Source organism: Desulfosarcina alkanivorans, assembly GCF_009688945.1.
Classification (GTDB): Bacteria; Desulfobacterota; Desulfobacteria; order Desulfobacterales; family Desulfosarcinaceae; genus Desulfosarcina; species Desulfosarcina alkanivorans.
Window position 1 is genome coordinate 2922051 of sequence record NZ_AP021874.1, and the last position, 14448, is coordinate 2936498.

Here is a 14448-nt window from a genome sequence, read left to right on the forward strand (position 1 = left end):
ATCCCCCGGCAACGCCGAGTCTGGAGTCCTCCGGCTGCTGACCGATCAGGTCTGGCGTGCCAGCCTGGGGTTGAGCTCGTCGCGCAGCCAGTCCGAGAAGAGGTTGATGGCCACGACCAGAAGGATCAGGGTGACACCGGGAAACAGGGTCAGCCACCACATGCCGGCGTAAATGTAGTTCTTGCCGATGGCGATCATCATACCGATGGACGGTTCGGTTAGCGGGACGCCGACGCCCAGAAAACTCAGGGTGGCTTCCAGCATGATCACCACGGCCAGGTCCACGGCCATGACCACGAAAATGGGGGGCAGGGCGTTGGGCAGGATGTGGCGGAAAAGGATTCTGAAATCCCCTGCCCCGGATGACCGGGCGGCCACAACGTAGGCATTGTCCTTGATTTCGAGGACACTGCCGCGAATGGTGCGGGCGTATTTCACCCAGTCGGCAATGCAGATGGCGAATATCACCGTGACGACCCCGCGGGTTTCGAACACCCCGAGCAGCAGGACGGCCAGCAGGGTGGTGGAAAAGGCGAACACCGTGTCGGCCAGCCGCATGACCACCGCATCCAGAACTCCGCCATAGTAGGCGGCCAGCATGCCCATGATCACGCCGATCACACTGGAGATGGCCACCACCGAAAAGCCGACAATCAGCGATGTGCGCAGCCCGTAGAGGATCGTGGAGAGAATCCCGCGCCCCTGGTCGTCGGTGCCCAGGGGGAATGCCGGCACACTGCCGTCCATCCAGGCGGGTGGAAGCAGGAAGTTTCCCAGGTCCACGGTCATCAGATCATACGGATCCATGGGTGCCAGCAGCGGCGCGAAAATCGCGCAGAAGAAAAAAATCAGCAAAAGAGAACTGCCGATCAGGGCGGACGGGTCCCGCAGGTAGTTTCGAAGGTGCTGGGATTTCAATATACCGGCCATAAGCGAGCTACTCGTACCTGATCTTGGGGTTGAGAAACGCGTACATTAAATCCACCAGGATGTTAATGGTCAGAATGATCACCGCCGCCAGCATGATGTAGGTGACGATCACCGGCTGGTCGGTCTCAAAAATGGATGTCAGCAGCAGGTTGCCCATGCCCGGCCATTGAAAAATGGTTTCGGTGACGATGGAAAAGGCCACGAGTTCGCCGAAGGAGAGCCCGGCGATGGTCACCACAGGAATCAGCACATTTCTCAGGGCGTGTTTGAGGATCACCTTGAAGGGCGACAGTCCTTTGGCCCAGGCGGTTTTAATGTACTCCTCGGAAAGCACCTCGCGCATGCCGGCCCGGGTGAGCCGCAGCAGGACGGCCAGCTGGTATCCGGAAAGGGTGAAGGCCGGCAGAATGATGTGCTTCCAGCCGTCGACCGTCAGCAGTCCGGTACGCCAGAAACCGATCTGGACGGTTTCACCGCGGCCGAACGATGGCAGTATCTCCAGGTAGACTGAAAATGCCATCACCAGCAGGATGCCGATCAGAAAGGTGGGGATGGAAATGCCGAAAATCGACCCGGCCATGATCGCCCGGGTGATCACCCCGGTGGGCCACACCGAGACCACCACCCCCAGTCCAACGCCAAGGATGAACGAGATGCAGATGGCCGTAAATGCCAGCTCCAATGTTGCCGGCATCCGTTCCAGGATCATGTCCAGGGCATCCACCGAACTGATGTAGGATTTGCCGAAGTTGCCTTTGAGTACGCCACCGATGAAACTGACGTACTGAACGGCCATGGGGCGGTCCAGGCCGTAGGATGCCCGCACCATCTCGCGCTCCTGCTGGGTGGCGTATTTGCCGGCCAGCATCAGCACCGGATCACCGGTGTAGCGGAACATGATGAAGCAGACAAAGGAGACCGCCAGCAGGACGACGATTCCCTGGAGCAGCCGTTTGATCAGATAAGTGGCCATGAGTTGTCAGCGGTCCGGTGACCGGTTTAGGGTTGGCACGGCAAAGGAGTCTTCTCCTTCGCCGATTGAAAGTCCAGCAATCCAGGAGCCAGAATTCGGCCGTCGCATCATTCCGATCCAATGGTCTGGGCGAAATGCCCACTGAATCCTGGGTCCTGGATTCATTTTTATCCAAGTGGCCAATGGCCGTTCAAAACGGGTAGATTTGGGTCCGGGCCAAGGCCGCAGGGAGGTTGAAACCGCAGGCGTAGCAGCGCTACGTCGAGGATTTCAGCCGAGTGAGAACGCCGGCCCGGGCCGAAAGATGCCCGTTCTGGATGGCCATTATTTGATTTCCTTGGCCACAATCCACCGGTCCGACCGCGGGGTGAACTTGACGTCCCTGCCCTTGACCACGGCAAAGATATCCTGCTGGTAGTGCAGCGGAATCCAGGCCACGTCCTCGACGGATTTTTTGTTGATGGCCTGGAGCGCCTTTTCACGCTCGGCCCGGTCGATGATGGAAGAGGAGGCAACGATCATGCGGTCGATTTCCGTATTGGAGTACAGCGTGCCGTTGTACGCCCCCATCCCCTTGTCCTTGTCGACGGTATGCAGCAGCTTTTCGGCGGAACGGCCGAAATCGAAGGAGCCGTCGAACCAGCCGATCAGGTAGAAGCGATGCTTGAAGTCCGAGAGCTCATCGAAAAAAATGGACTTGGGTTTCACATCCAGGGTCACCTTGAGCCCGATCTTGGCCAGGTATTTGGCCACGGCCTCGCAGATTTTCTCATCGTTGACATAGCGGTCGTTGGGCCCGGCAATGGTGATGTCGAATCCGTCGGGGTATCCGGCCTCGGCCAGCAGCCGTTTGGCCAGCGCCGGGTCGTAGGGCAGCCGCTTCAATCCGGGGACGTATCCCACGGTGGGCACGTCCGGCACCTGGGCGGTAGCCGTGGCCTGGCCGCGCATGACCTTTTCGATAATCTCGTCCTCGTTGATGGCATGAGCAATGGCCCTGCGCACACGGATATCGGCAAAGGGGGTGCCGGCCTTGTTGGAAATGTCCATGTAAATGGCCCGCCGGGCCGGACGGGAAATCAATTCCACATGGGGCATTTTCTCGATGCGTTCGATCAGGGATACGGGCACGCCGTTGACGATATCGGCCTGCCGGCCGGCCAGGGCGGCAAAACGGGTGGCCTCTTCGGTGATCGGACGGATATCGACGGTCTGGTATTTGGGTTTGCCTTCCCAGTAGTCCGCGTTGGCGGCCATGCGAACGTAGGAGCCTTTGACCCACTCCACAAATTTATAGGCACCGGTACCAATCGGCCGGGTGTTGTAATCGCCGTCATCGCGGCCCGCAGAGGATTCCATGTCCACGATGAAATTCTGGTGCATGGTTTCGGCGAACCACGGCACCGGCTTGACATTCTTGAAAATCACCGTGTAGTCGTCCGGCGTTTCGATGGAGGCGATGGAGTTGGCGATGTTGAGCAGCTTGGAATACTGGGGGTCCTTCATGCGCTCGAAGGTGAACTTGACGTCAGCGGCCGTAAAGGCATTGCCGTTGTGAAACGTGACGCCCTTGCGCAGGCTGAATTTCCAGGTCAGGGCATCCAGCCGCTCCCACTTGACGGCCAGTGCCGGCGAGAGCTTGCCGTCCGGAGCGGGGCGCTGAAGCAGCCCGTCGAAAAAATTGGACATATAGGAGAGGTTGGCGTCGGACGAATAGGCGTGGGGGTTCATGGATTTGGGCGGTGCATCGGTAATCACCACCAGGTCAGCTTTGGCCATCGCAACGGCGGGCAGGGCCAGCAGGGCGATGATCAGGGTCAGGGCGATACGTTTCATGGGGAGAGCCTCCTTTATTGGTTGAAGATCAATGATCGTCATTGCGCGTTAGCGCGGGTATACAGGTGGCAGGCGGCGGTGTGGCCGTTGCCGAAATCGACGGTTTCGGGTATCTCCCGGTCACATATCGCCATCCGTTCCGGACAGCGGGTATGGAACCGGCAGCCCGACGGCGGATCCATGGGGCTGGGCACGTCCCCCTTGAGGATGATGCGCTGTTTTTTACGCATCGGGTCGGGTACGGGAACCGCGGAGAGCAGGGCCCGGGTATACGGGTGTTTGGGTGCCCCATACAGGTCACTGTAGGCGGCCGATTCCACGATTTTTCCCAGGTACATGACGATGATCCGGTCGCAGATGTATTCGACCACGGCCAGGTCATGGGAAATGATGATCATCGACAGATCGAAATTGGCCTTCAGCTCCATGAGCAGATTGATAATCTGCGCCTGGATGGAAACATCCAGGGCGGACACCGGCTCGTCGCCGATGATCACCGACGGATCCAGGGCCAGGGCGCGGGCGATGCCGATTCGCTGGCGCTGTCCGCCGGAAAATTCGTGGGGAAAGCGACGGCCCTGGTCGGGCGACAATCCAACGGTTTCCAGCAGAAAGGCCAGGCGGTCCCGCCGTTGGCTTCCCCCGAAGAGCCCGTGGACGTCCATGGGATCGGAGAGGATATCATTGACCCGCATGCGCGGGTTCAAGGAGGAGTACGGGTCCTGGAAAATCAGCTGCATCTGCTGCCGCAGTTCACGCAGTTCGCTGCGGCCCATCTCACCCATCTCACGCCCCTTCCACATAACCGTACCGGCGGTCAGCGGAATGAGCTGGGTAACCGCCATGCCGGCCGTTGTCTTGCCGCAGCCCGACTCTCCGACGATGCCCAGCGTTTCCCCCCGGGCCAGTTCAAAGCTCACCCCGTCCACGGCGTACACATAGCCGGTGGTCCGGGAAAGGATGCCCCGCTTGATGGGAAAGTGGACCTTCAGGTCCCTTACGCTGATCAGCGCCTCGTTCATGACGGTGGTTTCTCCACGTGCAGCCAGCAGCGAACCCGGTGTCCGCTGGAAACGTCGGTTAGATCGGGTTCGCGATGGCGGCAGACATCCATGACATGGGTGCACCGGTCGCAGAACTTGCAGCCTTCCGGAAGGGCCACCAGGCTGGGAACCATGCCTTTGATCTCTTTCAGCCGCCGGGTCTCACCGGCCGTCCGGCTCCCCAGGACGGGAATCGATGCCAGCAACCCGATGGTATAGGGATGCAGGGGATGCCGGAATATCTCCCGGGTCGACGATGCTTCCACCACGCGCCCGGCATACATGACCACGATGCGGTCGGCCATTTCAGCGATCACGCCCAGGTCGTGGGTGATCATCTGCACGGCCGCCCCGTAATCCTCCTTGAGCGTGAGCATTAGGTCGAGGATCTGGGCCTGAACGGTCACATCCAGCGCCGTGGTCGGCTCGTCGGCAATCAGGACCTCCGGGTCGCAGGCGAGCGCCATGGCGATCATGGCCCGCTGGCGCATGCCGCCGGAGAGCTGGTGGGGATATTCGTGAACGCGTCGATGCGGGGCCGGAATCTGCACCCGGTCCAGCATATCGATGGATGCGTCCAGGGCATCCTTGCGGCTGAGATTCCGGTGCAGGATGAACATTTCCGAAATCTGATTGCCGATAGTGAAAACCGGATTCAGGGAGGTCATCGGTTCCTGGAAAATCATGGCGATGCGGTTTCCGCGAACATGACGCATCTCCTGGGGGGAGAGATCCAGCAGATTCGCCCCGTCGAAATCGATCCGACCGCCCACGATCTTTCCGGGCGGCTCGGGAATCAGGCGCATGATGGACTGGGCGGTGACACTTTTGCCGCTGCCGGATTCTCCGACGACGCCCAGCACCTCGCCGGCATTCATAAAAAAGGAAACCCCGTCCACAGCCCTGGCAATCCCGGCGGACGAAAAAAAATAGGTTTTCAGTCCGTCGACATCGATAATTTTTTCGTTAACCGATGGTTTCATCTCGGCATTTCAGATGGTGAGGGATTGATGGAGCAGAACCACTTAATATAGACACGGCATTCGGGTCAACATTTTTTACTTAACACAGTTAACAATAATATTTAACCATATGGTCTTGCCGGAATCGCCCGCCGTGCCCGCCTATGCCGCGCCGGGTGCGGGATTGGCAGGCCGGCGGAAGCCCCCGGGCCTAATGGAGGGCAAACCCCGGCGCGTCCATCAGTTCGGCAAGCGCCGCATCGAACTGGCCTCCAATGCCGTAAGCGGTCAATCGCTGCCTGATGGCGGCATGGAAGCCATCCGAACCGAGGCGGCCATCGGTACCATCCAGGGCGCCCATACACTGCGCCACCTCGTTTTTGAACAAGGCCACGATGCCGATGTCGTCAGACAGGAAACTTTCGAGGGTAAGCTGGTCGCAGGCGTTGTCGTAGTCGTGTCGACGCATGGCCGTATAGCTGACTTTCGGGGTGTCTCCGTCCGCATCCTGTATCTGGAACTGAAAATAGGTACAGCGGTTGACGATGTGGTAAAGATGCTGATCCGGTGCTTTCAGCGCTGCCGCCACCGCATTGGCATAGAATTTCGCAAAAAGTGCAACCTTTCGGGGATCCGCCGCCTGGGCCGCGGGCCCGATGTTTCTCTCCAGACTTTCCTCGAAACAGGCCCGGCACATATAGGTCTCGAACCGGTACCCCTGCTCGCAGTTTTTTAAAAACAGGGCCTTGCGTTCAGCCACCACATCGCGGGTAAAGGTCCTGAAAAATTTTTCCGCCTCGCTGGCCGGTCGGTTGGGAAACGCCTTCATCATGTAAAGTTCGGAAGGGAGAAAAATACCGCTGGGTCGATGTTTAAGTATGATCTTGGTGCCGCCTATGCTTTCCAGTGCGGCCATGAGCAACTCGAAATAGATATGGTCGAACTGGGGAAGGATGCGTCCCTCAAATTTTCGCCGGCGGTTATTGTCCAGGATTTCGGGAATGTCATGGCGATTGAGCGGCATGTAGTCATAGTCGGCGAGAATCGCGTTGATTTCAGGAATCGAATGGTTCAGCGCCAAAAGAATGGAGGCGATCTTATCCTTTCCCGGCTTGTTGATATTTCCTTTGATCAGTTTGGTCAGGTAGGCATTGGAAATACCCGAAATCTTGCTGATCTGATTCAGGTTCAGGCCGCTGGATTCGACAATCCCGGACAGGCAGGCTTTAAATTTTCGCATGGATGAACCGCTTTCCCCTTCACGGGCGGGGGCCCTTACCGCAGCGGGAGATGCTTTTCCGGATTCGAAGGGTCATCAGAATGCCGTTGGACCAGTCAGCAGTGTACACCAGTTCGCCCATCGGTTGAACATTTTTTTTAACCTCATTTAAAAAAGTTTCTTTTTTTGCTGGTGTCTGCCATCGCCCCCCTCCCGGTCAACCGCCGGATTGATTTGCAATTCTATAAAAAACAAGGTATTCGAATATAAAGAAAAATTAACCAAAAGGCATCTACTTCAGCATAGGCTTCGAAAAGGAAATGGCCATGACGAAACCATTGAGACGGGAAGACCGGCGATTAGACGATGCGGCTGCTATGGCACTGCTGAAGCGGGGTGAGTACGGCATTTTGAGCACCTCGGACAAAAACAACAGGCCGTATGGCATACCGGTCAACTATGTCGTGATGGCGGCAAGCATTTTTTTTCACTGCGCCAGCGAAGGCCGGAAACTGGAAAATATCACGGCCAACCGGGGAGTGTCCTTTTGCGTGGTCGGCAAGACCGAACTGATCCCCGAAAAATTCTCTACCCGTTACGAAAGCGTGGTTGTATCGGGAAATGCCGAAGCGGTGGACGACCGGGTGCTGAAAAAAAACGCCCTTCGGGCCCTGGTGGCCAAATATGCACCGGAACACATCGTCGCTGGAGATGCCTACATCGACAAACTGATGGACCGGACCACGGTTGTGCAAGTGGCCATCGAACGCATGGTCGGCAAGGCCAGAAAGTAAAACACGGATCGTTCCGGGCGAAAGCGCCGGCATGGGCCGCCGGTATATGGCGGCCATCGCCGGTCGAGGGCCAATTGTTTCGGCAGCAGGCCGGCCCCCCCCTAAAGAAAATGCTGATTCTGCCGATATTCCCTGGAGGACAGGTGCACCGGACGAATGGAAATATCAGCAAGCCCCCCCTGAAATGCATACGATGAGCTATTTCCTTGCGGCCGATGAAGGGCCAGGCGTTCCGCTGCCAAAGGAACGCCTTCGGACGCAAAAAACAACCCGCATCACCTTTGCATCGATGCCCGAAACCAGCCTCCGGCATCTGTTTTCCCGTCGTCGATTCGGCACGCCGGCCATCAGACACCGGAATCGAACCGTTTTGCCATGGGTATCGACGGGCCGGAAAACGGGAGCGCCGCCTGATGACGCATAAGACGTTTTCTCTGATCATTGCCATACTGCTGACCATCGCCTTTTGCGGCTTTATCATGATCTATGAAAACCGTGCCATGGCCACCGCCCAATCGCGCATCGACACCCACGCCCGAATCATCGAAGATGCCATGTGGAACTACAACCACCAGGGGATCCACGAGTATCTGAAACTGGCCGCATTCTCGGACCACTACGAATCCCTGGCGGTCCATCACCAGAACGGTGAACTGTTTCAGGAAATATATGGGGAACCGGCTGCGGGTTTGGACAGGTTTCTGGCTGCCGTCAACCTGATACCGCGGGTTAAGCTGAGCGCCCGCGTGAAGCACCAGGGCGAGACCATCGGCTGGATGCAGGCCGTCGGGGTCCCCGAGACCATCTATATGCATGCCTATGTGTTTTTTGCACTGACCATGGTCTTTGTCATCGTGCAGCTCTACCTGCGGCTGCTGAAATCCAAATCCCGGCTCGAAGAGCGGGTCAGGGAGCGCACGGCCGAAGTGACGGCCTCAAACCTGGAGTTGAAGCTGGAAATCGAAGAGCGGGCCCGGGCGGAAGAGGCCCTTCGCACCAGCGAACAGAAACACCGCCTGCTGTCGGAGAATATCAGCGATATTATCTGGACCATGGATCTGGAAATGAACTACACCTATATCAGCCCGGTGGTGGCCAAGGTGCAGGGCTGGGAGCCGGCGGAACTGGAGAAAATGGGCATCGAAAGCGTCCTTACGCCGGCATCACTTGAAAAGGCCCGGCAGATATTCGCTGAACAGATGGCCCTGGGTGAACGGACAAAAAATTACAACCGTTCCAGTACCATGGAGCTGGAGTTGTATCGAAAAAACGGGTCCACCATCATCTGTGAGGTCACCGCCTCGTTTATGGTCGACGAAAATGGACAGCCGGCCGGAATCCTGGGGGTCACCCGGGACATTTCCGAACGCCGGATGGCGGAGAGAGAAAAAGCCGACCTTCAGCGCCAATTGGAACGTTCCAAAAAAATGGAGTCGCTGGGCGTCCTCGCCGGCGGCGTGGCCCACGACCTGAACAATGTGCTGTCCGGCATCGTCAGCTACCCCGACCTTCTGCTGATGGATCTGCCCGAAGGCAGCCCCTTGTCCGCGCCCATCGAGACCATCAAGGAGTCGGGGCAGAAAGCGGCCACCATCGTTCAGGATCTGCTGACATTGGCCCGGCGGGGGGTCAGCACCAGTGAAGTCCTCGATCTGAATCGCCTCATCGAAGCACAGCAGCGTTCTGCCGAGTATAAAAAACTGCTCAGCTATTACCCCGATATCCGGGTCTCTTTCCATCTGGCCGCCGAGCTGCCGAATATCAAAGGATCCTCCGTTCACCTGAACAAAACCATCATGAACCTGATATCCAATGCCGCCGAGGCCCAGCCCAACGGGGGTGACATCATTGTGACGACCGAAAACCTGTATATGGACCGGGACCTGCGGGGATACGATACGGTGAACGCGGGTGAGTACGTCCGGCTGCGGGTAAAGGATCACGGTGAGGGCATCAGCGAAACCGACCTGGACCACATCTTCGAGCCCTTTTACACCAAGAAAAAAATGGGGCGCAGCGGCACGGGTTTAGGGCTTGCCGTGGTATGGGGAACGGTCCAGGATCACGAGGGATACATCAATGTGCACAGCAGACCGGGTGAAGGCACCGTTTTCGACCTTTTCTTCCCACTTTCACGGGAGGCCGTGGAAGAAAAGGCCCCGGGCCTGAGCCTGGCGGCCATTCAGGGCGGCGGCGAAGCGGTTCTGGTGGTGGATGACATGGCGTCCCAGCGGAAAATCGCCGCCCACCTCCTGCAGCGCCTGAATTACACGCCCTACACCGTGGACAGTGGAGAATCTGCCGTGGCCTTCCTGGAGGCTCACACGGTGGACCTGGTGGTGCTGGACATGATCATGGCCCCGGGCATAGACGGCCTCGAAACCTGGCGCCGGATCATCAAGCGTCACCCGCGGCAACGGGCCATCATCGCCAGCGGTTATGCGGAGACCGAAAAAGTGAGAACCGCCCAGCAGCTGGGCGCGGGAGAATATCTGAAAAAACCTTACATGATCGACAGCCTGGGAAAAGCCGTGAAAAATGCGCTGGCCCTCACCCGCCGTCAATAGGGATTGGGCATCCGCCGCTCACAGGAACATCTTTCCCGGATTCATCAGGCCTCGAGGGTCAATCAACCCCTTGATCTGTTTCATCAACGCATAGCCGGCGCCATGCTCCAGCTGCATGAATCTGCGCTTGCCGATGCCGATGCCGTGCTCCCCGGTGCAGGTACCGCCCAGGTCAACCGCCCGATGGACGATGCTGTCGTTGATCTCCTCCAGGGAGGCCCATTCCCCGTCATCAGCCGGGTCACCCACCATGACCACATGCAGGTTGCCATCCCCGGCATGGCCGAAAACAAACCCCACGGCCTTTTTCGCATCCAGCTGCTGCTGGGAAAAAACGACCATCTGCGGGTAGCTGGAGATGGGCACCGCCGCGTCCACAATCAGGGTTTCCCGTCCCGGGAAGGCGCGGTGAATCGTCTCCCAGGCCTCATGGCGGGCCCGCCACAAGTCTTTGCGTTCCCGTTCCTTGACGCCGGTTTGAAAGTCAAGGGCGCCACTGTCCCGGCACAGCTCTTCGGCCAGGGCGGCGGTCTCGTGCAAGGCCGCTTCGCTGACGCCGTGAAACTCACAGAACAGGGAGGGCTTTTCGGCGATTCCCAGCCCCTTCTCACGGTTCATCAGCCCGATCAGTTCAGGTGTGAGCAGTTCCAGGGCCGCAGGCGACAGGCCCGACCCCATGAGCGTCGCCACGGTTTGCGAAGCCGCCTCCAGGGTGTTGAAAACAACCGTGGCCGCCAGGTGGGCGACGGGAATGCCGGCCAGCTTCAAGGTGGCCTCGGTCACGACCCCCAGGGTGCCCTCGGAACCCACAAACAGGCGGGTAAGGTCGTACCCCGACGACGATTTGTGGGCCTTGCCGCCGGTGGGAATCACCCGGCCGTCGGGCAATACCACGGTCAGGCGCATCACGTAGTCCCGGGTGGCGCCGTACCTGATGGTCTGCACCCCGGACGCGTTGTTGGCAATCATGCCGCCGATGGTGGCATCGGCACCGGGGTCCGGTGGAAAAAACAATCCCGACCGGCCGGCATTCGCGTTGAGGGTTTTTCGAAAAACCCCGGGCTGAACATCGGCCTGGAGGTCCTGGGGACGGATGGCGAGGATCCGGTCCATGCGGGTCATATCCATCACCAGACCGCCCTCGACCGGCAGCGGGTTGCCTTCGGTGCTGGTGCCGGCGCCCCAGGGCGTGACGGGAATACCTTGCCCGTAGGTATAGCCAAGGATGGCGGACACCTCTTCGGTGCTGACCGGCCAGATGATGCCGGCAGGCAATCTACCCCGGTGGGGGGAGATATCCTTGGTGTGAAGCTCACGGTTGGACTGGCCGGTGGAAAAGCGGTCCGTCGAAACCAGGGTGGACAGGGCGTCGATCTGGGTTGGCGTGAACTGTTCCATTTTTCCTCCGCTGGTGAATGGGTTGCGCGGGCTGCGGCGCATTGACTGGGTGTTGGAAAACCATCCGGGCCGAAGCCATCACCCTATCCGTGCTTTACACCATTGCCATTACCGCCAACATCTTCGGTCTGGGTCTCATGGGACGGACCTATTGGAAGCGGCCCCCTGAAGTTTTACTCAGCGATGGGTTTCGGACGGAAAGCGCCGGTGGAACCGGATCAAGGGCCTTGAGCTTGGCCAGCAACAGCCCGGCATCGGCGTGGGGGGCCAACCGGTCCCGGAAACCTTCCAGGACGCCAACGGCTTTTTCGGCGATTCGCCGGGCAGCCGTCTGGTTTCCCTGCTCCAGGTGCACATAGGCACCGGCCGCCCTGATGACGGCCTGAAGCAGTTCTTTTTCGTCTCCGCGGGCCGTCAGCCAGTGCGGCTCCAGATACTCGTGGGTTTCAAAAAAGAGGCGCCGGTCCCAGATGGCCACGGCAATATCCAGCGGGTCGTCGAGATGACGGCGGGAAACGATGGCCAGCACCTGGTCGTAGGCCGCCAGCCGCCGGTTGATGTAGTCCGTGACGCATGGTGGCTGCGGTTCGCTGAGAAAAAAACCGGCAATTCGCCGCACCGGGTGCATATCCCTGTCCGCCAGAACATCTTTGAAGCCTTCGGACAGCGCGTTGCGGACGTTGCGGCACAACCGGTTGGTGAACGGGTCAAAACGCTCAATTTCATTCATTTACACATCCTGACGGCCAATCGGGTTTAAACGGGCATCGATCTCCATGGACGGTGTTCCGGCAGCGCCCCCGAAAGAAAGGCCGTTACGGGGCATCGTTGCGGCCCCGGCTGGGTGCGCCTGGGACCATGACTGCGGATAGGGGTTGTAAGATGACCGCGGCTGTTCTATTATTGGTGACGAAGTCGAATTTTTCTACACCAGTCCGTCGCCAGCGTCAATGTAGCGTAAATCCCGCCGGTTTGACAACCATCGCAAGGGTATTAATTTGAAATCTTTCCCGGGCAAGCTGTGGGGAAGATTCACCGAAAGGATAACATCCATTTTCCAGTCGTTCGCGTTCCCCGCTGTGAGGCGCGGCGGGTGGATTCGCGATCACTGTTTATCGCCACCCGAAATCCGGCCCCCATTCATACGGCCAGCCAACATCGGAATCATCTCGCATCGACAAGAAAGGACCGCAGCAGCAATGAATTTCACCTTCGCCCCCAAAAGCATCAATGTGCTCAACCTGGAAAAAAGCCTCACTTTTTACCAAAAGGGCAGCTACTGGATTGAAATTATGCCCGTGAGAAAAAATGATGAATAGAAAATCGAAAGGCCAGCCTGTGGAACCGGTTAGCGGACATCTTGAAATATTGGACAAGGGTTTCGGTTTTCTTCGGGACATCGACAACAATTACCAGGCCGGGCAGGCGGATACCTTCGTCCCCGCCTTCATGATCACCAAATTCGGACTGCGGGAGGGATCGTTCATCGAAGGCCGTGGGGGGCCTGGAAATCCCGGCAACCAGAACCTGAAGCTGACGGCGGTGGACCGGGTCAACGGCCTGTCACTGGACGATTATGCCCGGACCGAAACCATGCATACCATGACCAGCATCAATCCCGAAAAGCGCCTGCGCATGGCCCAGGGGCCCAAAGACATCACCGGGCAGGCCCTGGATATCATCGTTCCCATGGGCCGCGGGCAGCGAGGCCTGATCATCTCGCCGCCAAAATCGGGAAAAACGACGCTGTTGCGCCACATGGCCAATTCGGTAACGGCCAACGATCCAGAAATGGGTGTGTTCATCCTGCTGGTCAACGAACGTCCGGAAGAAGTGACCGACTTCAAACGGGGGCTCAAAGACGCCCACGTATTGTACTCTTCCGCCGACCAGAGTATCGGCCAGCACATGCGCATGACCCGCCTGGCGGTGCATACGGCCATGCGATGCGCGGAGGTCGGCCGGGACACGGTGGTCTTCATCGATTCGCTCACCCGCATGGCCAGGGCGTTCAACGCCGAAACGGAAAGCTACGGCCGGACCCTGTCCGGCGGGCTGGGGGCCAACGCCATGGAAGTTCCCCGCAAAATATTCGGGGCGGCGCGCAATATCGAAAACGGCGGTTCGCTGACCATCATCGCCACCATCCTTGTGGAAACCGGCAGCCGGATGGACGACATCATCTACCAGGAGTTCAAGGGAACCGGCAACATGGACCTGGTGCTCAGCCGGGACTGCGCCGAACACCGCGTTTTCCCGGCCATCGACATCCGTCTGAGCGGCACCCGCAAGGAAGAACTGCTCCTGAACAAGGACGAACTCAAGAAAGCGGTCGATATCCGCCGGGCCCTGTCCAGAAAGGATCCGACTGAAGCCATGGCCGAACTGATCGAATATCTGGACCGCAACGGTCGTTAAGGGAGCCTGTACCGATGGACGGCAGATACCGAAAAAATATCCGCCCCGGCGACGAAGTCAATATCGTCCTCAAAGCGGACCAGCGCAGCGGCCGTCTCACCCGCGGTACGGTCCGGGAGATGCTGACCCGCTCCCCCAGTCATCCCCATGGCATCAAGGTAAGGCTGACCGACGGAAGGGTCGGGCGGGTCAGGGAGGTGCTGAAGACGCCTCAGCCCCCCTGTTCGTAAATAACGGAGACGCACCGAGATTAGATTGCCCAGGCGCCCGGATTGCAGGGCCGGAAAAACGACAATAGCAGCGCGCAT

12 protein-coding genes are annotated in these 14448 nt (G+C 58.7%); 4 read left to right on the forward strand and 8 right to left on the reverse strand.

Features of this window, described 5'->3' with window-relative positions; genetic code table 11:
- Window positions 1-45: 45 nt before the first annotated feature.
- The 6 genes from DSCA_RS12885 to DSCA_RS12910 all read right to left on the reverse strand — a co-directional run bounded on the left by DSCA_RS12885 (window position 46) and on the right by DSCA_RS12910 (window position 6984).
- The gene (locus DSCA_RS12885; protein ID WP_155316816.1) at window positions 46-930 is read right to left on the reverse strand and encodes an ABC transporter permease; all 885 of its coding nucleotides are present in this window, start codon (window positions 928-930) and stop codon (window positions 46-48) included.
- Between the two features lie 7 nt (window positions 931-937).
- Window positions 938-1903 carry an ABC transporter permease gene (locus DSCA_RS12890; RefSeq protein WP_155316817.1) on the reverse strand — a complete coding sequence of 322 codons (966 nt, stop codon included), beginning with the start codon at window positions 1901-1903 and terminating at the stop codon, window positions 938-940.
- Window positions 1904-2227: 324 nt separating this feature from the next.
- Window positions 2228-3739: an ABC transporter substrate-binding protein gene (locus DSCA_RS12895; protein ID WP_167527750.1), complete on the reverse strand. Its 1512-nt coding sequence runs from the start codon at window positions 3737-3739 to the stop codon at window positions 2228-2230.
- A gap of 38 nt (window positions 3740-3777) precedes the next feature.
- Window positions 3778-4761: an ABC transporter ATP-binding protein gene (locus DSCA_RS12900; protein WP_155316819.1), complete on the reverse strand. Its 984-nt coding sequence runs from the start codon at window positions 4759-4761 to the stop codon at window positions 3778-3780.
- Complete coding sequence (locus tag DSCA_RS12905; protein WP_155316820.1) at window positions 4758-5765, reverse strand: ABC transporter ATP-binding protein; 1008 nt, start codon at window positions 5763-5765, stop codon at window positions 4758-4760. Before DSCA_RS12905 ends, DSCA_RS12900 begins: the two co-directional genes overlap by 4 nt.
- Window positions 5766-5955: 190 nt before the next feature.
- Window positions 5956-6984, reverse strand: coding sequence for a hypothetical protein (locus DSCA_RS12910; protein WP_155316821.1), 1029 nt, complete (start codon window positions 6982-6984; stop codon window positions 5956-5958).
- Window positions 6985-7289: 305 nt separating this feature from the next.
- Here DSCA_RS12910 and DSCA_RS12915 point away from each other — a divergent pair, with 305 nt between their 5' ends.
- Both DSCA_RS12915 and DSCA_RS12920 read left to right on the forward strand, forming a co-directional pair.
- The gene (locus tag DSCA_RS12915; protein WP_155316822.1) at window positions 7290-7757 is read left to right on the forward strand and encodes a pyridoxamine 5'-phosphate oxidase family protein; all 468 of its coding nucleotides are present in this window, start codon (window positions 7290-7292) and stop codon (window positions 7755-7757) included.
- Window positions 7758-8170: 413 nt separating this feature from the next.
- A complete protein-coding gene (locus DSCA_RS12920; RefSeq protein ID WP_167527751.1) occupies window positions 8171-10324 on the forward strand; it encodes a hybrid sensor histidine kinase/response regulator in 2154 nt (717 codons plus the stop codon).
- Window positions 10325-10342: 18 nt separating this feature from the next.
- Here DSCA_RS12920 and DSCA_RS12925 read toward each other — a convergent pair whose 3' ends face one another.
- A complete protein-coding gene (locus DSCA_RS12925) occupies window positions 10343-11722 on the reverse strand; it encodes an FAD-binding oxidoreductase (RefSeq protein WP_167527752.1) in 1380 nt (459 codons plus the stop codon).
- 148 nt (window positions 11723-11870) lie between these two features.
- Window positions 11871-12452 carry a DUF309 domain-containing protein gene (locus DSCA_RS12930; RefSeq protein ID WP_155316825.1) on the reverse strand — a complete coding sequence of 194 codons (582 nt, stop codon included), beginning with the start codon at window positions 12450-12452 and terminating at the stop codon, window positions 11871-11873.
- Window positions 12453-13030: 578 nt separating this feature from the next.
- Here DSCA_RS12930 and rho point away from each other — a divergent pair.
- Both rho and DSCA_RS12940 read left to right on the forward strand, forming a co-directional pair.
- Window positions 13031-14140 carry a transcription termination factor Rho gene (gene rho, locus DSCA_RS12935; RefSeq protein WP_231716471.1) on the forward strand — a complete coding sequence of 370 codons (1110 nt, stop codon included), beginning with the start codon at window positions 13031-13033 and terminating at the stop codon, window positions 14138-14140.
- Window positions 14141-14154: 14 nt separating this feature from the next.
- A complete protein-coding gene (locus tag DSCA_RS12940) occupies window positions 14155-14370 on the forward strand; it encodes a YwbE family protein (RefSeq protein WP_155316826.1) in 216 nt (71 codons plus the stop codon).
- Window positions 14371-14448: the final 78 nt, after the last annotated feature.